The following is a 20,687-nucleotide window of genomic DNA, read 5'->3' as shown; positions in this document are numbered from 1 at the left end:
AGGCCTACTTCTTCACCGGTGAGCTCACCCCGGCCACCGTCCCGGCAGACGGCGAGACGCTCTTGGGTGCCGTCACCGCCTTGCGTCGCCATCCCGTCGACGACCCCACGGACGAGCCGGTCCTCGGGCCCCCGCTGCGCCGCGCGCCTGGCCTTCGCGGCGGAGCTCAAAGAGGGACACGACTTCGCGACCTCGGCGAACTTCGGCGGAGGGGACCGCGGGTACGTGTTCCGTTGCATCCCTTGCGGTGCCGCCGCGTTCCTCTGGCAGCGCTGAGCAACGGCCGACCGGGGCGTCCGCGGCCCGGTCGGTCGCTCGCGGCCAGGCCGCTGATCAGGGATTTTTCCTCGGCCACGGGATTGTCAGTGGTGGCAGGCAGGATGGGAGGTATGACAACTCCTGCAGCTGTGATCGTGGATGCCGCCGCCTACGCGCAGGCGGTCGAGGACGCCGTGAAGGCGTCGGCCGCCTACTACTCCGGTGGCACGTCCGTGCTGGACGACGACTCCTACGACCGGCTCGTGCGCGGCATCGCCGCCTGGGAGGCCGACCACCCCGACGAGGTGCTGCCGGACTCGCCGACCGGGAAGGTCGCGGGCGGCGCCGTGGAAGGGGACGTCCCGCACACGGTGGCGATGCTGAGCCTGGACAACGTGTTCTCTCCGGAGGAGTTCACCGCCTGGACGGCATCCGTGGCGAGACGGATCGGCCGTGACGTCGCCCGGTTCAGTGTCGAGCCGAAGCTGGACGGTCTGGCGATCGCCGCCCGCTACACCCGCGGTCGCCTCAGCCAGTTGATCACGCGCGGTGACGGGACGGCCGGGGACGACGTCTCGCACGCCATCGGCACGATCGAAGGTCTGCCCGGCGAGCTGGCCGAGCCGGTCACGGTCGAGGTGCGCGGCGAAGTGCTCATGACCACCGCCCAGTTCGAGCACGCCAACGAGATACGCACCGCGCACGGCGGGCAGCCGTTCGCCAATCCGCGCAACGCCGCGGCCGGCACCCTGCGCGCCAAGGAACGCGCCTACACCGTGCCCATGACCTTCTTCGGCTACGGCCTGCTGCCACTGCCCGACACCGAGAGCACGCTCGCCGCGCGGCTGGGCGAGCTCGCGCACAGCGACCTGATGGGGCAGGCCGTCGCGCTCGGGGTCAACACCACCGCCAGTACCGCCGTACCGGGCATCACCGCCGACACGGCCGATGAGGTCCTGACCCGCGTGAAGGAGATCGCCGCCCTGCGCGCCGAGCTGCCGTTCGGGATCGACGGGATCGTCGTCAAGGCCGACCTGGCCGCCGACCAGGAGGCCGCCGGATCCGGCTCGCGGGCACCGCGCTGGGCCATCGCCTACAAGCTGCCCGCCGTGGAGAAGATCACCCGGCTGCTGGAGGTGGAGTGGAACGTGGGCCGCACGGGCATCATCGCCCCGCGTGCGGTGCTGGAGCCCGTCGAGATCGACGGCTCCACCATCACGTACGCCACCCTCCACAACCCGGCCGACATCACGCGCCGCGACCTGCGCCTGGGCGACCACGTCATGGTCCACCGGGCCGGCGACGTCATCCCCCGCATCGAGGCCCCCGTCGCCCACCTGCGCACCGGCGAGGAGCAGCCCATCGCCTTCCCCGAGGTGTGCCCGCGCTGCGGCGCCGACATCGACTCCAGCGAACAGCGCTGGCGCTGTGTCAACGGCCGCAACTGCCACCTCGTCGCCTCCCTCTCCTACGCCGCCGGCCGCGACCAGCTCGACATCGAGGGCCTCGGTCACACCCGCGTCGTGCAGCTGGTCGAGGCCGGACTGGTCACGGACCTCGCCGACCTCTTCGCCCTCACCCGCGAACAGCTCCTCGACCTGGAACGGATGGGCGAGACCAGCACCGACAACCTCCTCGCCGCGCTGGCCAGGACCAAGGAACAGCCGCTGTCCCGGGTGCTGTGCGCCCTCGGCATCCGTGGCACCGGACGCTCCATGTCCCGGCGCATCGCCCGGTACTTCGCCACCATGGACAACCTCCGCGCCGCCGATGCCGAAACGATCCAGCAGGTGGAGGGCATCGGCACCGAGAAGGCTCCCTCGATCGTCGCCGACCTCGCGGAACTCGCCCCGCTCATCGACAAGCTCGTGGCCGCGGGAGTGAACATGACCGAGCCCGGCGCCACCCCGCCCACCGCGGCGGACAGCGAAGCCGCCACAGACGCTGCCGCCGGCGCACCGGGCGCGGAGGCGGAGGGCGGGCCGCTGGCCGGGATGACCGTCGTGGTCACCGGCGCGATGACCGGCCCGCTGGAGACCCTCAGCCGCAACCAGATGAACGAGCTCGTCGAACGCGCCGGCGGCCGTTCCTCCTCAAGCGTCTCCAAGAAGACCACCCTGGTCGTCGCCGGAGAGGGAGCCGGCAGCAAGCGCGCCAAGGCCGACTCCCTCGGCGTTCGCATCGCGGCCCCCGACGAGTTCGCTGCGATGATCGCGGACTACCTCAACTGACCATACGCGTCACCGGCCTTGCCCGTCGGGTCGTGCCGTGGCTCACAGCCGCGGCACGCCTCCCCCGACCAGCCGGGGCCGCGGCATTCCGCCAATCCGGCTGGCAGCCGCTCCCCGTCAGTTCGTGGGGTGGAACATGCCGATGACCGGCCGCGAGAGCGAAGTCCGCGTGGCATCGACGAACCACTCCCGGCCGAGCAACAGTCCGAAGACCGGGGCAGGCAGGCGGACCAGTGTCCGCATGACCGGAGCCAGCCGCCCGCCCCCGTGGACCTGGGAACGATGCGCGGCGAGTGCTCTCTGTTTTTGGCGGGCATAGGCGCGGACATCCACGCGATGGGTGATGACGGCCCGCGAAGTGTAGGCGTTCGCCGCCACGGCGTCGTGGCGCAGCGGAATCCGCACGAGATCCACGATTCGGAGCAGCCGAACAAGCAGCTCACGGGGGATGGTGACCTCAAGTACCTGCTCCACTCCGGCCACGACTGCCGCACGTCGTCCGACCTCGTGGACTCGTATGTGATCCCGGTGACCATAGCCGCCGTGGGCGTCGTAGCTGAGGAGGATGTCCGCTCTCTCCTCGTGGAGGACGCGCGCCAGTCGCTCCGCCGCCTGCTCGGGGTCGGCCCGCACGAACCGTGTCCTGTCCAGCGGGTCCGGAGGCACCACCTTCCCATTGCCGCTGTCGGCGTACCCCAGGTGAGCAACGCGAGCGACCCCGAGTACGGCCGCACTGGCACGGAGCTCGTCGAGACGGGAGGGCCGCGCGTCCGCCACCGCCCCCACCACTCCGTCCGTGGCCACGACGACCACCACGCGATGGCCTTCCGCCGCGGCTCGGGCCAGAGTGCCCCCCGTCATGAGCACCTCGTCGTCCGGGTGAGCATGAAAAGCCACGAGCGTTGCCATGGGGGCATTCTGTACCACCGGCAATGGGCCGGCCTTGCGACCAAGCACCTCAGGGGACGTACCAGCCGCCGATGCGGCCCGACAATCCAGGTACCCCGCTCACCTGTTGTCGGCCCGCCTGAATCTTTGTTTCCCAGGTGAGGATCGCGTCGGGTGTTCCCCAGGCCAGGGAGGCCAGTTCGTTGATGCGCGCCTCAACACCCCGTAAATGGGTGCCTATTCGCTGGATCGCCAGATTGATCCCGCGCAGCCAGAGAAGCGCGAGGAGCAGGGCGACGGCGGCCACATACAACGTCGGCCCGGCAAAGGTGATCTTGTTCGAAGCCGCGAGTAACGCCGAGATGACTCCGGCGAACCCGATCATGTGCATGCGAGCCGCGACCCGCTGTGTGACCTCTTCCCTCAGTGTGCGGTACTCCTCGAAAAGAGCGGCGATCTCCCGTTCGAATTGGCGCTGCATGCCTTCTCCCTTGTTCGTTCAGGCCCACCGTGCCAACGACGAGGATTTACCCAATTCATCAAGCGCCTACGGTCGCGAGGGGCACCCGAAGAGGAGCCCATTCGGACGCCGCCGGATGGCGCGGGCGGTCGGGCTGCGATGTCGTGGACATGGGTGGATGCCCGTATCAGAGGCATCAGAGGCATGGGGGCAGAAGTCGCCTCGCCGGTCAAAGGACAGAGCATGCCTATATGCAGTTCCCTATGTGTCCGCTGTGTCCGCTGTGTCCGCTGTGTCCGCCCCCGCCGTGCCACGGCGGTCGTCGTCGCCGTGGTGCTCTGCTTGTCGCTGTTCACCGCGCAGAGCGTCAGCGGGGTCGACGGGCCGCCCCCTTCGGTTCCCGCCCCACGGCTGGACTGGAAACCCTGTGTCCAGGGCCCTGAGTTCGACTGTGCGACCGCGCGGGTACCGCTGGACCATCTCGACCCGGGACGTCGCTCCGTCAAGCTGACGCTGGTCAGGCGGAAGGCGACCGATCCCGGGCGGCGGGTCGGCACGCTGTTCTTCAATCCCGGCGGCCCCGGCGGGCCGGGGACGGTGCAGATGCCGCAGGATTACCCGTTCCTCCCGCGGGAGATACGGGAGCGGTACGACATCGTCAGCTGGGATCCCCGCGGAGTCGGCCACAGCACCGCAGTGAACTGCTTCGCGAACGCGGCGGAAGCCAAGGCCTGGGCCTCGCGCACGCCGGACGGCTTCCCGGCGGACGCAGAGCAGCGGGCGACCTGGATCGCCTCGTACAAGGATCTGGGCCGACGTTGTCAGGAGCGTGACCCCCAGCTCCTGCGGCATGTGTCGACCGCCGACACGGCTCGCGACCTCGACCAGCTGCGCCGGGCGGTGGGCGAACCACAACTCACCTACTTCGGGATCTCCTACGGCACGTTCCTGGGTGCCACCTACGCCAACCTCTTCCCGGGCAAGGTCCGCGCCATGGTCCTCGACAGCAACGTCGACCCGCAGGCCTGGTCGAACCACGCCTCCGGCCAGGAACCCGCGCTGCCTCTCCCCCTGCGCATGGGTGCGGACCGCGGCGCGGCGGCGACCCTGGACCAGTTCCTCACCCGGTGCGGATCCGCCGCCACGGCCGACTGCGGCTTCTCGGCGGGCAGCCCGAAAGCGACCCGGGACAAGTTCGACGAGCTGATGCGGCGCCTGCGGGAGCATCCGGTGAGCAAGTCGACCTATGGCCGGACGGTCGGTGACGTGGTCGCCGGCCTCAACGTCGTCCACCCCGGCTGGAAGGACCTCGCCGGCCGACTGCAGGACCTGTGGCGGGGCCGGGTCCCGAAATCGCCCACGCCGCTGTCCGCACCACCCGTCCCGACTCCGTATCTGGGCGTCGAACAGGCGAGTGCCGTGCTCTGCTCGGACAGCCCCAATCCACGTGACCCCGGTGTCTACCACGCTCTGGAGGAGGCGGCCGCCCTCCGTGCGGGCGATGCCGGACGCTTCTGGACCTGGGCCGCGGAGCCGTGCGCCACCTGGCCGGCCCTGGCCGCGGACCGCTACCGCGGCCCGTGGAACAAGCCGACGGCACACCCCGTCCTGGTGGTCGGCACCAGCTACGACCCCGCCACCCCCTACGCGGGCGCGCAGGCCATGGCCAAGGAACTGGCCGACGCGCGCCTCCTCACCAACCAGGGGTACGGGCACACCGCCCTGCTCAACCCCAGCAACTGCGTCAACGAGTACGAGAGCCGGTACCTCCTCGACGGCACCCTCCCGCCGGCCGGAGCGACGTGTCGGCCGAACGTACTCCCCTTCCCCGCGTCCATGCCGCGGGGCGGCGTGGCCACCGGCGGCGGAGCACTGGCCGGCGTCGCCTCCTGAGACTCCACCTACTGCTTCCCGGGGGCGCGGAAGGCGACCTGCCGGCGTGCGGCCTCGTCGATCTCCTCGATGGTGAGGAGCGGGGTGGCCCGGGTCCGGAGGGCACCGCTGGCCTTGACGGCGAGGCTGATGGCGGCCATGGAGACCGGGTCGGGCAGGTCGATGATGATGACCGTGTCGTCCTCGCCGAAGGCGAAGTACATCGCCTCGACCGTGCCGCCCTGGTCGGCGACGACCTGCTCGACGGCGGCGCGGCGACCACTCGCGCCGTCCTTCAGCAGACCCTTGGTCCCCTCGGACGTGTAGGTGGCCTGAATGAGGAACTTCGGCATCGGGACGCTCCCTGCCCATCGCTTGTCCGGTGTGCAGAGTGACCTTCCCGGTGCCACACCCGCCGCCGCGCGTCGAGCGAGTGGATTCACTCGATCAGAAGCCGAAAACGCCGAGGAGTTTAGTCCAGACAGAGGGCAGCGATGCGCGGCAGTTGGGCGGCGATCCGGCCGTGGTCCTCGAAGTCGAAGTTCCAGGCAGCGTCGAGAGCCGGGTAGTTGATGGTGAAGGAGCCGCCGGGAAGCTCCGTACCGGTTGCCGTTCTGTAGGCGTTCCAGGCGATGCCGAGGGTCTCTTCACATTCCAGCTCCAGGAACTCGGCCGCTGCCGCGCGGACCACGGGTAGTTCCGCCAGTTGGTCGGCATCCGCGACGACCCGTTCGAAGGTCGTACGACCCTGGGTGATCAGCCAGCCGCGGAAGTAGTCGAAGCCGTCGTCGGAGCAGCCGCCGTTGACGAGGTAGGCCGCGGCCCAGAGGGGAGCCTGGTAGGAGGCCGCCATCAGGTCCCAGAGGATCTGCTGGGCGTCGAGGATCTGCCGGGGCTCGTGAGCCGCCAGCAGTGCGGTGGCCTGCCTGGCGATGGCCTCTGCATCGGTCGCGTCGGTTGCCTCGCTCGCATCCGTCGCATCCGTCGGATCCGTCCCATCGGCGGCCCTGTCGCGAGCCTGTTCCATCAAGTCCCAGAAGTGTTCCACGTCCATGGCGGCACAGCATGGCACCCGGGTCTGACATCCGGGCTCGCCGTACCTCGGACCGTGTCATCCGCCCGCCCCTCCCCCGGCGGCTTCCCGCGCCCGCGTTCTGGTGGTGCCCCTCAGCCGCTCCCCCCGGCTGGGCAGGTCGGGGTTGAGGACCCGGGACGCGGTGCGTGTCCAGGGTGGGGTGTTGGCGAGGATGAAGCCGAGGCGGTCGGCGAAGCGGGGTTCGGGGACGGGGATTTCGACGCTGGGATGCCGCGTGTAGCCGTGGGTGACGGCGTGGGCGACGTAGTTGGTGACGGCGTCGGCGCGGTGGGTGCGTGGCCGGTGGCCGGGTGTGGCGAGGCGGCTGAGAATGCGTAGGACGGTGGGGATGCTGGTGTCGAAGCGGAACTGGTTCAGCGACGGGCAGATGCCGGTGACCGGGAAGGTCTCGGCGTCGGCGACCGTGTCGAGGCCGGTCTGGTCGAACCAGAACGCGGCCGCGTGGGCCTCGCCGCGGGCCAGGTGGTGCAGGGAGAGGCAGTATGCGGCGGAGGTGTGGGGTGCGCCGGCGGCGTACTGCCACCAGAAGCGGGCGCCGTCCTCGATGCCGGCGAGGTTGAGCGCGCAGCCCAGCAGCCAGGCGCCTTGGGGTTCGGGGAGCTGGTCGGTGAGGAACTCCAGGGCGCCGGGGGTGAGGGTGGTGACGACGGCTTCGCACAGGATGCGCAGGTGCTGGGCGGCGGCGCCGTCGGCGGCGGGATCGTCGCCGACGGGGTCGCCGGACGGCGTGGTGGGGGCGAGGGCGAGGTCGGGGTAGGCGCAGTCTTCGTAGCCGACGGTGTCGGCGGGGACGTCGGGGCTGGGGTGCAGCCGGGCGCGGGCGAGGAGGGCGTCGATGGCGGTCATGGCGGCTTGGGTTCACTCCCGGGAACTGTAGGGACGCAACAGGTCTTCGAGGGCGGCTCGGAGGTGGTGGTCGATCGCGTGGCAGATGGCCGGGCTCAGACCGAGGACCTGGGGGATCCGGTCGGGTTGCATGCCGCACAGGTAGCGCAGCACGGCGACGTCCATCTGGTCGTACGGGAGGCGGGCGATCGCGTCGAAGAGGTCGACGAGTTCGGTGAGGACGACGAGGTGTCCCGGCTCGGTCTCGCGGACCTCGGTGGTGGAGAAGACGGCGGCGCGCAGGTCGGGGTGGCCGTCATGGTGACGGTCGGCGCGGGCCATGACGCGGTCGCGCAGCAGTCGCCAGGCGTAGCGGCGGATGTCCTCACTGGTGGCGGCCTCGCTCCAGCACAGCCACAGCAGGTCGAAGGTTTCCGCGACGACCCAGCGGGCGCGATGGTCGGTGAGCAGGAACGCCTGCGCGTAGTCGGTGTAGGCGCGGGCCATGGTCTCGGTGAAGGCCTGGTGGGCGACGGGCGGGTGCTCGGGTTCGGCGGCGACCTGCCGTATGCAGTGCGCTATCCAGCCGGGCTCCTTCCGCGCTTCCCGGGCCGCCGCGGTCCACAGCCGGCGCATCGGCCCGGCCGGCAGCCCGAGCGCGCGGATCACGCTGAAGGTGATCTCCCAGGCGGGGTAGTAGCCGTTGCCGCGGAGGAGTTCGCTGATGCGGGTCTTGGAGTAGCCGGAGCGGTCGACGAGGTCGTTCAGGGTCAGGCCGCTGGCGAACAGGAAGCCGCGCACCGGTTCCAGCCAGGCCCGGTGGGACGGGCCCGCGGTCCGGGAGATCGGGGCGGGCTTGCGGCCCCGCTTGCCGCCGGTATCCGCGGGGGGCGGTTGTTCCGCGTCGGGGGACCAGATCATCGGGGCGGCTCCTCCCCGCCGGCCGCGGCGGTGGGGTTGGGGCCGGTGGGCGGGCGGGAGCCGTCTGGCGCGGTCAGTGCCTGGACGATCTGCTGGACGAGCAGGCCCAGGGACGGGAGCAGGGCGGCGGCGGCCGCGACCTGTCCCAGCACGGTCATCACCGTGCTCCACGTGAGGACCGCCACCAGAACGGCGACGGTCACCACCTTCTTACTCGACATCGCACTCGATTTCTGTGAGTGGGACACACATCAACTGCCCTTCCCGACAGCGGTGCTGAAGCGCCATCAGGAAGGAGACGCCAGCATGCCCCGCCCCGCGCGCGCCACGCCACGTGATCATGGTGTTACGGAACAATGCCGCCGCGACAGCCGTGCCCCGCTATCCCGCGCCACCCCCACTCCGGGGCCGTACGGCAGATGATTCAACCCTTTGAGGGGGAAACATCACTCCTTCACATGTCCGGCCGCGCATCCCGCATCATGGAAGGGCAAGGCGCCACTCGACGCCGCACCTTCCCGCGAGGGAAACCCGTGCGGCCCCCTGTGCTGAGAAACACCCCAAGAGGGGGCCGCACGGCGCCGCGCCCTGTGCCTCCGTGCCCACGCACCCCCCGCGCCTCCGCGCCCGGCCAGGTCTGCGGGATGATGGCCGGCATGCGCATCCGCATCAACGCGGTCGACCTGCCCGGCCTCACCTGCCACCCCGGCCCCTCGGCCTACGCCAACATTCACGTCGCCGTGCAGCGCCGCAACCGCCCGACCGATTTGCTCGACCCGCAGCCCGGCGACGCCGGCTCGGCGACTTGGACGCTGGATTGCACGACGGCCGCCTCACCGACCGGTACGGATGTGAAGGGGCCCCACGTACAGGGCCCGCCGGGCGGCCGGTTCGTCTACCTGTCGTGGGGCACGGTCGACGAGGCGGGCGCCTTCACCATGTTCCGCCGCGCCAAGCTCATGCTCGACGCCGTCCCCGCCGACGTCCTCGACGCCGCCGCCCGCAGCGGCCTGCTGATCGGACGCCTCGGCCTGACCGACGCCCGGGGCAACCCCCTGTGTGCCCGGGTCGTACCGCCGCACATCACCTGGACCGCGGAGCCGGTCGAACAACGCTCGGGATGACACCCGCTCGCAGGTCCGGTGACGTCAACCCACGCGTTCCCAGCCCCGCCGCGGTGCTCGGGCGCCGAGGCCGACGTCGCGGCTGCGGTAGACGATGTACGGGCGGGTGACATAGCCCAGCGGCGCGGTGAGCATGTGGACCAGGCGGGTGAAGGGCCAGGCCGCGAAGAGCAGCAGGGCGCTGAGCGCGTGCAGCTGGAAGAGCACCGGCGCTCCCGTCATCAGGGCCGGGTCGGGCTGGAGGTAGAAGATGGAGCGGAACCAGGGGGAGATGGTGTCCCGGTAGTCGTAGCCACCGCCAAGGATGTTGGCGGCGACGGTGGCCGCCAGGCCGAGCACGATGGTCGCGGTGAGCAGGACGTACATCGCCTTGTCGTTGCGGGTCGTGGCGGAGAAGACGGGACCCACGGTACGGCGCCGGTAGATGAGAATGGCCAGTCCGCCCAGGGTGCACACGCCCGCGACGGTGCCGAGGGCGACGGCCGTGACGTGGTACGTGTGCTCGCTGATCCCGGCCGCCTCGGTCCAGCTCTTCGGGACGAGCAGCCCGCCGATGTGGCCGATGAGCACCACGAGGATGCCGAAGTGGAACAGCGGGCTGCCGATGCGCAGCAGCCGGTTCTCGTACAGCTGGGAGGAGCGGGTGGTCCAGCCGAACTTGTCGTAGCGGTAGCGCCAGAGGTGGCCGAGGACGAAGACGGCGAGGGAGAGGTACGGCAGGACGACCCAGAGCAGGACGGGGCCGGTGCCGGCTGTGGCCGCCAGGGTCGGATGGTGCGTGGGGGCGGTCATCGCGGGCCTCCCGCGGGGTCGGGCAGAAACTGCGGGGTGGGATACGGGGTGAGGCCGACCTGTTCTTCGGGCGGGCCTTCGGCGGCGAGCCGGGCGACTGCCGCACGCTCGTCGCCCGCGAGCGCGGGCAGGGTGGCGCAGACGGACCGCAGGACGCCGGCCCAGGGCGAGTCCTCGTCCTGGAGGGCCAGGCGCAGCAGTTCCAGTCCCGCGCGGTGCTCGGTGAGCAGGCGGAGCCCGGTGGCGGGGTCGGTGGCGGCGAATTCGAGGACGACGGCCAGGCGGTCGAGCAGTTCGTCGTCGGTCAGGCGCCGGCCGGCGGCGGCGCAGGTCCGCTTCAGGCCGAGGAGCGCAGCAGGTAGGACGCCGGTGCGGTTGGTCCAGGCCTGTTTGCAGGTGACCGAGCACGTGTGGCAGCCGATGCACTTGTCGAGGTTCATCACCATCGCCATCTGGGCCATGACGCGGCCGATGCCGGTGTCGCCGGGGGCCATCAGTACGTCACCTCCTGGTTGGCGCGGCGGCGGACGACGGTGACCTCGTCGCGCTGATTGCCGGTCGGGCCTAGGTAGGCGGGGCACGTCGATGAGCCGGTCCTGTGCGTGGTACATGTACACCGTGCCCTCGGGCATCCGGTGGGAGACGACGGCGCGGGCGGCGACGACGCCGTTGCGGTTGACCGCCTCGATCCAGTCGTTGTCGCCACCGCCACATACGGGTAGCACACCCGGGTCGGCGAGTAGGTGTACCAGGAGAAGGCCGCGCCGCGGGGGCAGCCGCGGGGCTCGTACTCGGGGCGGTCCGGGCCGACCGAGGGGTAGTCGGTCTGCTGGGCCTCCCAGGTGATGATGCCGTCCTTGACGTACACCTTCCACGAGCAGGATCCGGTGCAGTTCACGCCGTGGGTGGAGCGCACCACCTTGTCGTGCGACCAGTGGTCCCGGTAGAAGTCGTCCGCCTGGCGGCCGCCGGCTCTGCGCAGGGTGCGCAGATCGCCGGACACCTCCGCCCGGGTGAAGTACCGGCGGGAGCGCACCAGCGCCTCCGTCAGTTCACCGTCCAGCCCCACCGGGTGGGTGCGGCTCGTCTGTTGGGTGCGGGAACCGGTCTGGTCGGCCACCGTCTCGACCTCTTCCCGGGCAAGTGCCCGACGGTGTTCTCACTCGGCCCCAGCGGTGGCGGAGTACTCCCCGCGCGCCGCTCGGCGCTGAACGTCCGCACCGAGCGGCGCGGACTCCTTTGCATCTTCACGCCGCCCCGACACCGGCGCGATGGGAGAGCCGGGTCCCCGTGCCGTCACGGACGCGAGGACGGGGCGGCGCCGCTGCCAACACCCCCTCGCTCTCCGGCTCTTCACCCTCCGGAAGGACGGGCCGTGCCGCGAGGAGTCCCCCGGGCCGTTCGGCCAAACACGTGATGCCGCGTTTCGGTGCGGCGGTCACCGCACCTGCGGCTGGGCGACCCGCACGCGCCGGTCCACGGCGTGCCGTACGCCGGTGGCCGTGAACAGGTCCAGCTGCCGCCACTGCTCGTTCGGCAGGTCGGGCGAGTGGGAGCGGCCGCACGGCCACAGGGCGGCCAGCAGCCCGGGGTCGGACGGGTCCGGCAGCAGCCGCACCATCGCGTCCAGGCCCAGGTGGTCGGCGGCGACGCGCAGGTTGAACAGCGCCGCGCCCACCGACAGGTACTGGGCCCGGAACTCCGGATCCGTCCGCGAGAGCGACTTCTGCGGTACGGCGCGGACATCCAGCAGCCGGGTGACGGGGTCCAGTCGGAACCGCCAGGGCTGGGTGTTGTGGATCGAGGGCGCCGCCGTCGCCGCCGACAGCAACACCTCCAGAGCGGTGGCATCGATCTTCGGTATGCCTGGTGCGTGCACGCGCTTCTCCCTGACGACCGCCGGGGTGCGGGCCGTGCGGTACGGCCCGGGCCGAGCCCCTGGTCCGTCCGCCCGCCCGGGTGTCAGGGCAGACATGGCGGGCGGCCGGACGGCGGCCGAACCGGTACGGACGCCGTGCCGCCGGCTCCGGACGGGGAGCTGGACGGGTGAGCGTCCGTGGGATCCGTACACGTGATCCGCCGGTTCGGTCGCTCCCGGCTTGCGCGATCGGGCGGCCTGCCACCCACGGCCGGACAGGCCACGGTCGCGGACCACAGATCTCTGCCGCGGCCGGGTTTCGGGGACCGGCCGGCGTCCCGGGGCGGGACCTTCGGCCCAGGCGGGACAACTCCACCGCCCGGCCCGGCCGTCGTTCGGGCGTACGACGACACCGGCCCGCCTCATCGGGCGGGCCGGTGTCGAACGTGGGGCTGTCAGCCCTCTGCGTGGGCCAGCCACAGGTCGGGGCCGAACACCTCGTAGCGGATGTGGCGCGCGGGGATGCCGGCGCGCAGCAGGTGGCTGCGGACGCCGCGCATGAACGGGAGCGAGCCGCACAGGTACACGTCGGCGTCGGCGGGCAGTTCCAGCTCCTCGAGGACCATCAGCCCGGTGCGGGCGCCGGCTTCCCCCTCGGCGTCGTCCTCGTACCAGAACTCGGCGCGCGCGTCGGACAGTTGCTCCACCAGGTGGTGGGTGTCGGCGCGCAGGGCGTGGTCCTTCGGGGAGCGGTCGGCGTGCAGGACCTTCACGGGCCGGGTGGAGCCGATGGCGGTGAGGTGTTCCAGCATGCCGACCATCGGGGTGCAGCCGATGCCGGCGGAGACCAGTAGCAGCGGGGTGTCGGCGTCTTCGAGGACCACGTCGCCGAACGGCGCCGACAGGGTGAGCTCGTCGCCGGTCCGCACGGTGCGGTGCAGCTGGTTGGAGACCTCGCCCTCGGGGGCCTCGGCGACGCTCGCGACCCGCTTGACCGTGATGCGGCGCAGCTCGCCGTCGGGGCACCCGGACAGGCTGTACTGGCGCAGCTGGTGGATGCCGTCGGGCATCACGACTCGCACGCTGACGTACTGGCCCGCACGGGCGGGCGGTACGGGCGATCCGTCGGCGGGGCGCAGCAGGAAGGAGACGACGTCCGGGGTCTCCTCACGGCGTTCGACGACGGTCCACTGCCGCCAGGGGTGCCGCGGGTCCACCTCGGCCTCCTGGTAGAGGCGGGCCTCGCGGGCTATGAGCGCGCCGGCCATCAGCCAGTACACCTCGTCCCAGGCGGCGGCGACCTCGGGGGTGACGGCCTCGCCGAGGACGTCGGCGATGGCGCCGAACAGGTACTTGTGGACGATCGTGTACTGGTCCTCGGTCACGCCGAGCGCCGCGTGTTTGTGCGCGATGCGGGACAGCAGTGCGTCCGGGCGGGCGTCGGGGTCGGCGAGGAGGGCCTGGGCGAAGGCGGCGATGGAGCCGGCCAGGGCCTGCCGCTGTTCGCCGTTGGCCTGGTTGCCGCGGTTGAACATCCCGTCCAGCAGTTCGGGCTGCTCGCCGAACATCGTGCCGTAGAAGCGTGTCGTGATCTCGTCGAGGGCACCGCCCACGGCGGGCAGAGTGGCGCGGACGACGGCAGCGGATTCGGGCGAAAGCATGGCTCTCCTCGGAAGCGCAGAAGGGCGCGGGCCAAGCGGCTCACGCATCACAGCTGCAATCCGTCTATCAGTGAATCGGCCCCGATCACCGGCCCCGGACCCGATCGAGGCCGAACGACTTCGCAGGTCAGGCCGCTTGGTCCCGCCGCCGCGCCGGAACCGGGGCCGGACGGCCCTGGCGGGTTGCCCGACGGTCCCGGTCGCGATCGGGGTGCCGGATCAGCTCGCCGAGGATGCCGTGGCCCTGCGGGTAGGGGCCGATCCGGACGATCTGCTCGTCGCTGATGCCGACGGTGAGGAAGTCCGACAGCAGGGTTCCGTCCGGGCCGATCACGCCCAGGGCGGCGTACTCGGCCTCGACCAGGACCGCCGCGGCCTCCACGATGCTGCGCAGCGCCTGCTCCAGGTTCAGCTCCCGGCCGACGGAGAGAACCGCCTCCAGCAGGCTGTGGACCCGGTCCCGGGTGCCCCGGGCCGCGTCCAGGCGAGCCTGGAGCTCCTCCAGGAGCTCGTCCAGCCGCAGCTGCGGCAGCCGAATGCGCGCCTCACGAGCCTCGTCGGAGCTTGCCACCGTCGGTCCTCCGTCCCTGGTCACGGTGCCGACACCGATCCTTCTGAACCACTGCCACGGTATCGGTACGGGGACGGGTGACGGCACGGAGGGCCGTACGGAGACCGACCGGGGCCGAACGGCCCTGGCGCAACCCGGGCGCAGCTCGTTTCACTGGTCTGATCGAGGCCCCTGAGCGAAACCGCTCATCACCTACGTTCCGGATCCCTCCCTACGGACACACACCATGCCCCTCAACGACACCAGGCCGGTCCCCGTGGAACCGCGCCGGACCACCGAACTCGACAGCGCCGAGGCGCTACGGCTGCTGGGCAGCGTGCCCCTGGGCAGGGTCGTCTTCACGCGCGACGCGCTGCCGACCATCCGCCCGGTCAATCACGTCCTGGCCGACGGTCACATCGTCATCCGCACCCACGAGGGTGCGGCCCTGACCTCGCACACCCGCCACAACGGCAGCTCCGGGGTCGTCGTCGCCTACGAGGCCGACGCGATCGACCCGGACACGCACCTGGGCTGGAGCGTCGTGGTCACCGGCTTCGCGGAATTGGTGACCGACGAGCAGGAACTGGAGCGCTATCGGACGCTGTTGCGCCCCTGGGTGAGGCAGACCATGGAGTACGCCGTCCGCATCCGGCCCGATCTGGTGTCCGGAATCCTGGTCACGGAGGCCGACCGGGCCGCCGACGCATGAACCGTACGTCCGTGTGAACCGCACGTCCGTGCGCGTGACGAGAGCCCCAGTCCCGGCACCGGGGCAGCGCCTAACGTTCCCGGCCATGGAGAACGATCACCCGTGAACGCCGTCCGCCGCCCGACGCCGTACCCCCAGCCCCGTATGACACCGTCGCACTCCGCCGGGACCGGCAGACGCATCGGCTGGCTCCTGCTGCTGACCGGCACCATCGGCTGGCTCGCCTCGCTCCGTCTGAGCATCGACGACTGGCGCGTGCTCAAGAACCCGGGCTACCGGCCGAGTTGCAACATCAGCCCGGTCGTCGGCTGCGACACCTCCATGGCCAGCTGGCAGGGCAACCTCTTCGGCTTCCCCAACATGCTGCTCGGTCTGGGCGCCTTCGCAGCCGTCGCCGCGCTCGGCGTGGCGGTGCTCGCCGGAGCCCGCCTGCACCGGACGCTCCTGCTCGCCCTCAACATCGGGGCGCTCGTCGGGATCGTGTTCACGCACTGGCTGATCCAGCAGTCGCTGTTCGAGCTCAACCGGCTGTGCCCCTACTGCGCCGTCGTCTGGGTCGTGACCATCGCGCTGTTCTGGTACGTCACGCTGCACAATCTCAAGTACGGCGTCATCCCCGTCCCGGCGCCAGGCCGCAGCACCCTGAACTTGGTGCTGGAGTCCCACTGGTTGCTGCTGGCCGCCTGGTACGGCGTGATCGTCATGCTCGTCCTCACCCGCTTCTGGTCCTACTGGAGCAGCCTGCTGTGACCGAACCGCGCCTCGAACAATTCCGTGTCTCCCGCGGTGACCGTGCGGCAAGATGCCAGGCATGTATCCAGACGACTCCGAGCGGATCACCCTGTTCGTCCACGAGAACGTCGACGGCTCCCCGAGGGCCGGGCGGCTGATGGCGGATTGACTGCGCGACCGGGGCATCGACTGGTGGCCCTTCACGGAGCAGGACGTATGGGTCGACCACCTGTGCGGGAAACATCCCGACGGGCGTCCGTGGGGCACCATCGTCGTCCGCGTCCGCGCGGACACCCTGCGGCGACTGGGCCTGCACCCGGATCAGCCGACCTCGGCCCCGGCGGACCCGTTGCCGCCCAAGTGGTGGGGTAGGTGGGGTAGATGACCGACGATGAGCCGCTGTTCGCCGGCAACCTGGTCGGCAAGCGGCTGCTGCGGGTGACCACGTCCTGGCACACATACGCCGAGGCCGAGCCTTCACTGCTGCACCTGTGGCTCCACCTGGTGGGGCTCGGCCCGGTGCACTTCCACACGCCCGGCACCGGCCTGTCCCTCCGGACCGGCCGGCCCCCGGGGCCGTACTCCATGGAGCGGTACGGCGATGTCGTGGTCGTGGACGACCCGCCGGACGTCCCGGTGACCCGATTCCTCGGCGAGCCGATCCGTTCCGCCCGGGAGATTCGGTATCGGGACGCCCACGTGGATTTCCCGGCCGGTCTCACTCTCCAGTTCGCCACCGGGAGCGTCCGCCTGCTCGCCCTGGACGACGATCTCCTGCTCGCCGACGACCGGCACCTGGGCCCTGTCGAGGCCCACCTGCACGAGGACACGGTCCTCGCCCGGGTCGTCCAGACCTGCCGGGAATGCCCGTCACAGTGGGACGCGTGGACGACCAGTGGCCAGTACCTCTCTCTGAGGTACCGGCACGGGGAGGGGAGCGTGGAGCAGCATCCGAGCGAGGACTGCGACACATGGGACGGCGAGGAGTCCAGCCTCTGGACGCAGTGGGACGACGGGACCGACGGCGGCCACATCGAACTCGCGGATTTCCTCGCCGCGGCCGGGCTACGGCCGGCACCCGACGCGCAGGTCTCGCCGGGTTGAGCGAGCCGAACCGAGCGCCGGGCTCAGGCCGTCACTTCTCGTTCAGGTGCGTAAACCCACCTGGCCCCCTACTGGGTGCGGGCCGTGTGGGGTGGTGTGACGCTGGGCGTGTCCCCATCCGGAGCAAGAGAATGGAGGTCAGCATGCGCAAGCCGACAGGTACCGCGAGCATGCGACTGGACCCTCATGTGTGGGGCGTGCTCGAAGACCGAGGGGTGAGTGTCTCCCCCATCACACCCGCCGCCCCCCTGATCGGCCCGCTGCCGGGAGTGAAGTTCTCGATGGGCAGCGGGGAGGTGAACCCGACCGGGAACGGCGAGGCCAGTTTCCCGGGCGGGATCCGACTGGAGAACGACGAAGGAGCGTTCATCGAGTTGACCCATCCCCGCGGGACGATTCCCCACGGCAGGGTCGACTTCGCGGTCAAGACGAGCAACGGCAACAGCGCCCAGCGGGTCCAGGCCTTCGAGTACTCCTTGGTCAACACCCTTGAGGTGGCGCCGCTGGAGCTGTCGTTCGCCATCCACGACACCCAGCTGAAGGCCACCCAGGACTTCGCGGATCTCATCGCCGACGTCCTGCACGTGGCGGCCGTCGACGCGGGTGACGTCTTCGCCATCGCGTCCGCCGAGTTCGGGCTCAAGAAGGCATAGGGCCGGTCCGCCGGATCACGCCGCGGACACGAGCGGGGGTGACACGCCCACGTCGGCCAGACCCCTTCCCTCACCCCTGCACGCCCGCACACAAGGAATCGCGCGTCGCGACCATCGCTGCCCCCGATTCCTCCTCACCGACGTTCGCCCAGGACCCTGCCGGTGTACGCGGCCAGCTCCGCCCGCAGGCGCTCCCGGGACATGCCCCGGTCGACCAGATGGTCGACGAGATCGGCGCGTACGGCCGCGAGCAGCGCGTGCGCCGCGAAGTCGGCGCCCTTGAACCCGGGCAGCTGCTCCAGTACGCGGCGAAGCGTGTCGTGCCACCAGTCGTAGTGCTCCGCGCTGTACGGGCTGTCGCTTCCCGTCCCCTCCAGCGCCAGGGAAAGGTGCCGGTGGTCGAGCTTGAAGCACAGGACGGCGTCGAGCAGGGAGGGGACACGCTCCATCGCCGGGGTGTCGGGCCCGAGTGGAGGCGGACCGTCCATGACTGCGTGGCGAATCGGTTCGAGGCGGGTCTCGTAGAGCGCGCGGATCAGGCCGGTGCGGTCGGTGAAGCCCCGGAAGAGGGTCGCCTTGCCGACGCCGGCGGCGGTCGCGATGTCGGCCATCGTCACCTGCTCGGGCCGCTCGCGGCTCGCGAAGAGCCGGTCGGCGGCCGCGAGGACGGCCTCGCGGTTGCGTGCGGCGTCCGCACGGGGCTTGCGCTCGGACACGGGCTTCCTCCAGTTGCATAAACGGACCCGGGGTCCGTATCTTCGAGGCGTTAAACGGACCTCGGGTCCGTATCGTATCGGAGGGACCCCCCATGACCACGCCTACGCGACCGGCGGACCTGTACCGCCACGGCCTGCGCCTGTTGCTCGACAAGGACATCTCCGCCTGGGTCGAGCTGTGGGCGGAGGACGGCGTCTTCGAGTTCCCCTTCGCCCCCGAAGGTTGGCCGAAGCGGCTGGAGGGCAAAGCCGCCGTCGCCGACTACATGCGCGACTATCCCGACCACATCGACCTGCACGACTTCCCCGGACTGAAGATCCACCGGACCGACGATCCGGAGACGATCGTGGTCGAGATGCGCGGGGTGGGGCAGCTGGTCCCGAGCGGAGCGCCCTTCGACATGACCTACATCGCCGTCGTGACGGTCGCGGGTGGCCGCATCACTCACTACCGCGACTACTGGAACCCGCTCGCCCTCCCCCAGGACGGCTCGGCCGACTTCACGCGGAGCGGCCGATGAACACGCCTGTCACCGCCCTGGTCATCGGCGCCACCGGCAACACCGGCGGCCGCGTGACCCGACAGCTCGCCGCCCTGGGACACCGGGTCAAGGCGGCCAGTCGAGGCGCCACCGACGTCCAAGGGGCGCAAGGCGTCCGCTTCGACTGGTTCGACAGCACGACGCACGAACAGGCCTTGAGCGGCGCGGACGGCGTCTACCTCGTCCCGCCCCTGGCCTCCGCCGACCCGGCCGGCATCATGCTGCCCTTCCTGGAACGGGCCCGGGCGTGCGGAGTGCGCCGCGCCGTACTGCTCAGCTCCTCGGCGATCCCCGCCGGTGGCCCGGCCGTCGGACAGGTGCACCAGGCCCTGCCCGACCTGTTCGACGAGTGGGCGGTACTGCGGCCGTCCTGGTTCATGCAGAACCTCACCGGCGACCACCTGCACGCCCGGAGCATCCGTGAGGAGGGCACGATCCGGACCGCGACGGGCGAGGGGCGCGTGGCCTTCGTCGACGCCGACGACATCGCGGCCGTCGCCGCCCACGCGCTGACCGATGCCCAGGCTCCCAACACCGACCTGGTCATCACCGGCCCCGAGGCGCTGAGCTACGGCGAGGTCGCCTCCATCCTCAGCGAGGTGACCGGCCGCGCCGTCACCCACCAGCGGCTGACGTACGAGCAGATGCGCGAGCACCTGGCCCGGACGATGCCTCTGGAGTTCGCCGCCATGCTCGCCGGCATGGACAGAGCCATCGCGGAGGGAGCCGAGGACCGCGTCACCGACACCGTCCTGCGCGTCACCGGCCGCCGGCCGCGCGGCTTCCGCGAGCACGCGGAACACCGCTGACAGCTCGCAGCCCGGTCCGTCGCCGCGCACCCGCGCCGCGCAGGCAACGGACCGGGCCCTGATCAACGGGGTCCTTCAGTCGCCGGAGAAGCCCCAGAAGTAGACCTCCTCCGGCCGGCCCCGGTCGTCGTGCAGGACCGCGCAGCGGCCGAACCAACGTTTGTCGGCAAGCGGTTCTATGGCCCGCACATGCGCCCGGGTGAGGCGATCGGTCCCCGTCGCCCGATGGGCCTCGGCAGGCTGAAGGGGCTGCACGGTGCCGTAGTCGGGTTCCTCACCGGGGCGCAGCATCCTGTCCATGTCCAGGATCGAGTGCGTCCCTTCTTCCTGGACCCGCTCGTCTTCCCACAACTGCTCGATCGTCGCCGGTCGCGCCCTGGCCTCGCCGGTGTCGTCCTCGTCCCAGGGATCCCAGTAGTAGTCCCGCGCCTCGAAGACCTCCTTCTTCAAGGCGTTCAACGCCGCTCCAAGGTCTTTCTGGTACGGAACGTAGTACTCCCACCCCGACGCACCCACGACAGCCCCGCCTTCGCATCCGGTTCCCACAGCGCGAGGGAACCTAGCACCAGCCACTGACAGACAACACGTTCCCGCACATCGTTCGCCTCGCCACGGCACTCGCGGAGGCGGACCATGGAGGTGGAGCGACGAAGGAGGCCTCCCATGAAGACCGGAGCCTCGGATTACGACACCTACCTGTACTCCCACACCCCGTCGCAGGCCGAAGGAGAGCGCGACGAACCGAGCGAGCGCAGCGCCATGGAACAGCACCCGGACGTACCCCGCACGGAGCCTTCGCAGGCGGAGGGCGAGCGGGCCGTGGACGACTGAACGGGCGCGCACCCCGCATCGTCGAGCCGGGTCCGCTACGGGCCCGGCTTGA

23 protein-coding genes and 3 pseudogenes are annotated in these 20,687 nt (G+C 70.8%); 10 read left to right on the top strand and 16 right to left on the bottom strand.

Features of this window, described 5'->3' with window-relative positions; translation table 11 throughout:
- The first annotated feature begins 380 nt into the window (after window positions 1–380).
- Entirely contained in the window at window positions 381–2,489 is a 2,109-nt protein-coding gene (ligA, locus tag ACWGKT_RS25225; RefSeq protein WP_453275477.1) for an NAD-dependent DNA ligase LigA, read from the top strand.
- Between the two features lie 117 nt (window positions 2,490–2,606).
- On the opposite strand, the gene ACWGKT_RS25220 is transcribed toward ligA, so the two are convergent.
- Complete coding sequence (locus ACWGKT_RS25220; protein ID WP_453275476.1) at window positions 2,607–3,446, bottom strand: PIG-L deacetylase family protein; 840 nt, start codon at window positions 3,444–3,446, stop codon at window positions 2,607–2,609.
- A 1-nt stretch (window position 3,447) separates the two neighbouring features.
- On the bottom strand, window positions 3,448–3,858 hold the full coding sequence (locus ACWGKT_RS25215; RefSeq protein WP_453275475.1) for a hypothetical protein: 411 nt from the start codon (window positions 3,856–3,858) through the stop codon (window positions 3,448–3,450).
- A gap of 222 nt (window positions 3,859–4,080) precedes the next feature.
- Here ACWGKT_RS25215 and ACWGKT_RS25210 point away from each other — a divergent pair, with 222 nt between their 5' ends.
- The gene (locus ACWGKT_RS25210; protein ID WP_453275474.1) at window positions 4,081–5,730 is read left to right on the top strand and encodes an alpha/beta hydrolase; all 1,650 of its coding nucleotides are present in this window, start codon (window positions 4,081–4,083) and stop codon (window positions 5,728–5,730) included.
- Between the two features lie 8 nt (window positions 5,731–5,738).
- Here the strand turns inward: ACWGKT_RS25210 and ACWGKT_RS25205 are convergent, their stop codons facing one another.
- The 5 genes from ACWGKT_RS25205 to ACWGKT_RS25185 all read right to left on the bottom strand — a co-directional run bounded on the left by ACWGKT_RS25205 (window position 5,739) and on the right by ACWGKT_RS25185 (window position 8,772).
- Window positions 5,739–6,062 carry a GYD domain-containing protein gene (locus ACWGKT_RS25205; RefSeq protein ID WP_453275473.1) on the bottom strand — a complete coding sequence of 108 codons (324 nt, stop codon included), beginning with the start codon at window positions 6,060–6,062 and terminating at the stop codon, window positions 5,739–5,741.
- A 119-nt stretch (window positions 6,063–6,181) separates the two neighbouring features.
- Window positions 6,182–6,763 carry a DUF4240 domain-containing protein gene (locus ACWGKT_RS25200; RefSeq protein WP_453275472.1) on the bottom strand — a complete coding sequence of 194 codons (582 nt, stop codon included), beginning with the start codon at window positions 6,761–6,763 and terminating at the stop codon, window positions 6,182–6,184.
- A 57-nt stretch (window positions 6,764–6,820) separates the two neighbouring features.
- Window positions 6,821–7,651: a DUF6207 family protein gene (locus ACWGKT_RS25195; RefSeq protein WP_453275471.1), complete on the bottom strand. Its 831-nt coding sequence runs from the start codon at window positions 7,649–7,651 to the stop codon at window positions 6,821–6,823.
- 12 nt (window positions 7,652–7,663) lie between these two features.
- The gene (locus ACWGKT_RS25190) at window positions 7,664–8,551 is read right to left on the bottom strand and encodes a SigE family RNA polymerase sigma factor (protein ID WP_356142402.1); all 888 of its coding nucleotides are present in this window, start codon (window positions 8,549–8,551) and stop codon (window positions 7,664–7,666) included.
- On the bottom strand, window positions 8,548–8,772 hold the full coding sequence (locus tag ACWGKT_RS25185) for a hypothetical protein (RefSeq protein WP_356142403.1): 225 nt from the start codon (window positions 8,770–8,772) through the stop codon (window positions 8,548–8,550). Before ACWGKT_RS25185 ends, ACWGKT_RS25190 begins: the two co-directional genes overlap by 4 nt.
- A gap of 435 nt (window positions 8,773–9,207) precedes the next feature.
- Between ACWGKT_RS25185 and ACWGKT_RS25180 the strand changes: the two genes are divergently transcribed.
- Window positions 9,208–9,675: a DUF5990 family protein gene (locus tag ACWGKT_RS25180; protein ID WP_453275470.1), complete on the top strand. Its 468-nt coding sequence runs from the start codon at window positions 9,208–9,210 to the stop codon at window positions 9,673–9,675.
- A 24-nt stretch (window positions 9,676–9,699) separates the two neighbouring features.
- Here the strand turns inward: ACWGKT_RS25180 and narI are convergent, their stop codons facing one another.
- The 7 genes and pseudogenes from narI to ACWGKT_RS25145 all read right to left on the bottom strand — a co-directional run.
- Window positions 9,700–10,467, bottom strand: coding sequence for a respiratory nitrate reductase subunit gamma (narI, locus tag ACWGKT_RS25175; protein WP_453275469.1), 768 nt, complete (start codon window positions 10,465–10,467; stop codon window positions 9,700–9,702).
- Complete coding sequence (locus ACWGKT_RS25170; protein WP_453275509.1) at window positions 10,464–10,961, bottom strand: hypothetical protein; 498 nt, start codon at window positions 10,959–10,961, stop codon at window positions 10,464–10,466. Before ACWGKT_RS25170 ends, narI begins: the two co-directional genes overlap by 4 nt.
- A gap of 150 nt (window positions 10,962–11,111) precedes the next feature.
- Window positions 11,112–11,192: pseudogene (locus ACWGKT_RS25165) on the bottom strand (hypothetical protein); the annotation flags it as partial.
- Window positions 11,177–11,536: pseudogene (locus ACWGKT_RS25160) on the bottom strand (hypothetical protein); the annotation flags it as partial. The pseudogenes ACWGKT_RS25160 and ACWGKT_RS25165, both read right to left, overlap by 16 nt.
- 369 nt (window positions 11,537–11,905) lie before the next feature.
- Complete coding sequence (locus tag ACWGKT_RS25155; RefSeq protein ID WP_453275468.1) at window positions 11,906–12,346, bottom strand: hypothetical protein; 441 nt, start codon at window positions 12,344–12,346, stop codon at window positions 11,906–11,908.
- A gap of 434 nt (window positions 12,347–12,780) precedes the next feature.
- Window positions 12,781–13,986 (bottom strand): globin domain-containing protein, encoded by a 1,206-nt coding sequence (locus tag ACWGKT_RS25150; protein ID WP_453275467.1) that lies wholly within the window; start codon window positions 13,984–13,986, stop codon window positions 12,781–12,783.
- A 205-nt stretch (window positions 13,987–14,191) separates the two neighbouring features.
- Window positions 14,192–14,557 (bottom strand): annotated as a pseudogene (locus tag ACWGKT_RS25145) (histidine kinase); the annotation flags it as partial.
- A 226-nt stretch (window positions 14,558–14,783) separates the two neighbouring features.
- Here ACWGKT_RS25145 and ACWGKT_RS25140 point away from each other — a divergent pair.
- The 4 genes from ACWGKT_RS25140 (at window position 14,784) to ACWGKT_RS25125 (ending at window position 17,737) form a co-directional block, all read left to right on the top strand.
- On the top strand, window positions 14,784–15,248 hold the full coding sequence (locus ACWGKT_RS25140) for a pyridoxamine 5'-phosphate oxidase family protein (protein WP_235455301.1): 465 nt from the start codon (window positions 14,784–14,786) through the stop codon (window positions 15,246–15,248).
- A gap of 102 nt (window positions 15,249–15,350) precedes the next feature.
- Window positions 15,351–15,998, top strand: coding sequence for a vitamin K epoxide reductase family protein (locus ACWGKT_RS25135; protein WP_453275466.1), 648 nt, complete (start codon window positions 15,351–15,353; stop codon window positions 15,996–15,998).
- 363 nt (window positions 15,999–16,361) lie between these two features.
- Window positions 16,362–17,084 carry a hypothetical protein gene (locus tag ACWGKT_RS25130; protein ID WP_453275465.1) on the top strand — a complete coding sequence of 241 codons (723 nt, stop codon included), beginning with the start codon at window positions 16,362–16,364 and terminating at the stop codon, window positions 17,082–17,084.
- A gap of 143 nt (window positions 17,085–17,227) precedes the next feature.
- Window positions 17,228–17,737 carry a hypothetical protein gene (locus ACWGKT_RS25125; protein ID WP_356142413.1) on the top strand — a complete coding sequence of 170 codons (510 nt, stop codon included), beginning with the start codon at window positions 17,228–17,230 and terminating at the stop codon, window positions 17,735–17,737.
- A 134-nt stretch (window positions 17,738–17,871) separates the two neighbouring features.
- Here the strand turns inward: ACWGKT_RS25125 and ACWGKT_RS25120 are convergent, their stop codons facing one another.
- Window positions 17,872–18,453 (bottom strand): TetR/AcrR family transcriptional regulator, encoded by a 582-nt coding sequence (locus ACWGKT_RS25120; protein WP_453275464.1) that lies wholly within the window; start codon window positions 18,451–18,453, stop codon window positions 17,872–17,874.
- A gap of 92 nt (window positions 18,454–18,545) precedes the next feature.
- Here ACWGKT_RS25120 and ACWGKT_RS25115 point away from each other — a divergent pair, with 92 nt between their 5' ends.
- Together ACWGKT_RS25115 and ACWGKT_RS25110 are read left to right on the top strand one after the other, a co-directional pair.
- Window positions 18,546–18,974, top strand: a complete 429-nt coding sequence (locus tag ACWGKT_RS25115; RefSeq protein WP_453275463.1) for a nuclear transport factor 2 family protein — start codon at window positions 18,546–18,548, stop codon at window positions 18,972–18,974.
- Window positions 18,971–19,804, top strand: a complete 834-nt coding sequence (locus tag ACWGKT_RS25110; protein WP_453275462.1) for an NmrA family NAD(P)-binding protein — start codon at window positions 18,971–18,973, stop codon at window positions 19,802–19,804. The genes ACWGKT_RS25115 and ACWGKT_RS25110 overlap by 4 nt, the downstream gene beginning before the upstream one ends.
- A gap of 75 nt (window positions 19,805–19,879) precedes the next feature.
- Here ACWGKT_RS25110 and ACWGKT_RS25105 read toward each other — a convergent pair whose 3' ends face one another.
- Window positions 19,880–20,263, bottom strand: coding sequence for a hypothetical protein (locus tag ACWGKT_RS25105; protein WP_453275461.1), 384 nt, complete (start codon window positions 20,261–20,263; stop codon window positions 19,880–19,882).
- Between the two features lie 204 nt (window positions 20,264–20,467).
- Between ACWGKT_RS25105 and ACWGKT_RS25100 the strand changes: the two genes are divergently transcribed.
- Window positions 20,468–20,635 carry a hypothetical protein gene (locus tag ACWGKT_RS25100; protein WP_235455277.1) on the top strand — a complete coding sequence of 56 codons (168 nt, stop codon included), beginning with the start codon at window positions 20,468–20,470 and terminating at the stop codon, window positions 20,633–20,635.
- Window positions 20,636–20,687 lie beyond the last annotated feature (52 nt).

It is taken from the genome of Streptomyces sp. NPDC054794, assembly GCF_053611585.1.
This window is presented reverse-complemented; position numbering and strand designations above follow the sequence as displayed.

Bases quoted from the DNA above. Each gene is read 5' to 3' on its own strand.
- ligA (WP_453275477.1), top strand. From the start codon at position 381: ATGGGAGGTATGACAACTCCTGCAGCTGTGATCGTGGATGCCGCCGCC.
- ACWGKT_RS25215 (WP_453275475.1), bottom strand. From the start codon at position 3,858: ATGCAGCGCCAATTCGAACGGGAGATCGCCGCTCTTTTCGAGGAGTAC.
- ACWGKT_RS25210 (WP_453275474.1), top strand. From the start codon at position 4,081: ATGCCTATATGCAGTTCCCTATGTGTCCGCTGTGTCCGCTGTGTCCGC.
- ACWGKT_RS25205 (WP_453275473.1), bottom strand. From the start codon at position 6,062: ATGCCGAAGTTCCTCATTCAGGCCACCTACACGTCCGAGGGGACCAAG.
- ACWGKT_RS25200 (WP_453275472.1), bottom strand. From the start codon at position 6,763: ATGGACGTGGAACACTTCTGGGACTTGATGGAACAGGCTCGCGACAGG.
- ACWGKT_RS25195 (WP_453275471.1), bottom strand. From the start codon at position 7,651: ATGACCGCCATCGACGCCCTCCTCGCCCGCGCCCGGCTGCACCCCAGC.
- ACWGKT_RS25190 (WP_356142402.1), bottom strand. From the start codon at position 8,551: ATGATCTGGTCCCCCGACGCGGAACAACCGCCCCCCGCGGATACCGGC.
- ACWGKT_RS25185 (WP_356142403.1), bottom strand. From the start codon at position 8,772: ATGTCGAGTAAGAAGGTGGTGACCGTCGCCGTTCTGGTGGCGGTCCTC.
- ACWGKT_RS25180 (WP_453275470.1), top strand. From the start codon at position 9,208: ATGCGCATCCGCATCAACGCGGTCGACCTGCCCGGCCTCACCTGCCAC.
- narI (WP_453275469.1), bottom strand. From the start codon at position 10,467: ATGACCGCCCCCACGCACCATCCGACCCTGGCGGCCACAGCCGGCACC.
- ACWGKT_RS25170 (WP_453275509.1), bottom strand. From the start codon at position 10,961: ATGGCCCCCGGCGACACCGGCATCGGCCGCGTCATGGCCCAGATGGCG.
- ACWGKT_RS25150 (WP_453275467.1), bottom strand. From the start codon at position 13,986: ATGCTTTCGCCCGAATCCGCTGCCGTCGTCCGCGCCACTCTGCCCGCC.
- ACWGKT_RS25140 (WP_235455301.1), top strand. From the start codon at position 14,784: ATGCCCCTCAACGACACCAGGCCGGTCCCCGTGGAACCGCGCCGGACC.
- ACWGKT_RS25130 (WP_453275465.1), top strand. From the start codon at position 16,362: ATGACCGACGATGAGCCGCTGTTCGCCGGCAACCTGGTCGGCAAGCGG.
- ACWGKT_RS25125 (WP_356142413.1), top strand. From the start codon at position 17,228: ATGCGCAAGCCGACAGGTACCGCGAGCATGCGACTGGACCCTCATGTG.
- ACWGKT_RS25115 (WP_453275463.1), top strand. From the start codon at position 18,546: ATGACCACGCCTACGCGACCGGCGGACCTGTACCGCCACGGCCTGCGC.
- ACWGKT_RS25110 (WP_453275462.1), top strand. From the start codon at position 18,971: ATGAACACGCCTGTCACCGCCCTGGTCATCGGCGCCACCGGCAACACC.
- ACWGKT_RS25100 (WP_235455277.1), top strand. From the start codon at position 20,468: ATGAAGACCGGAGCCTCGGATTACGACACCTACCTGTACTCCCACACC.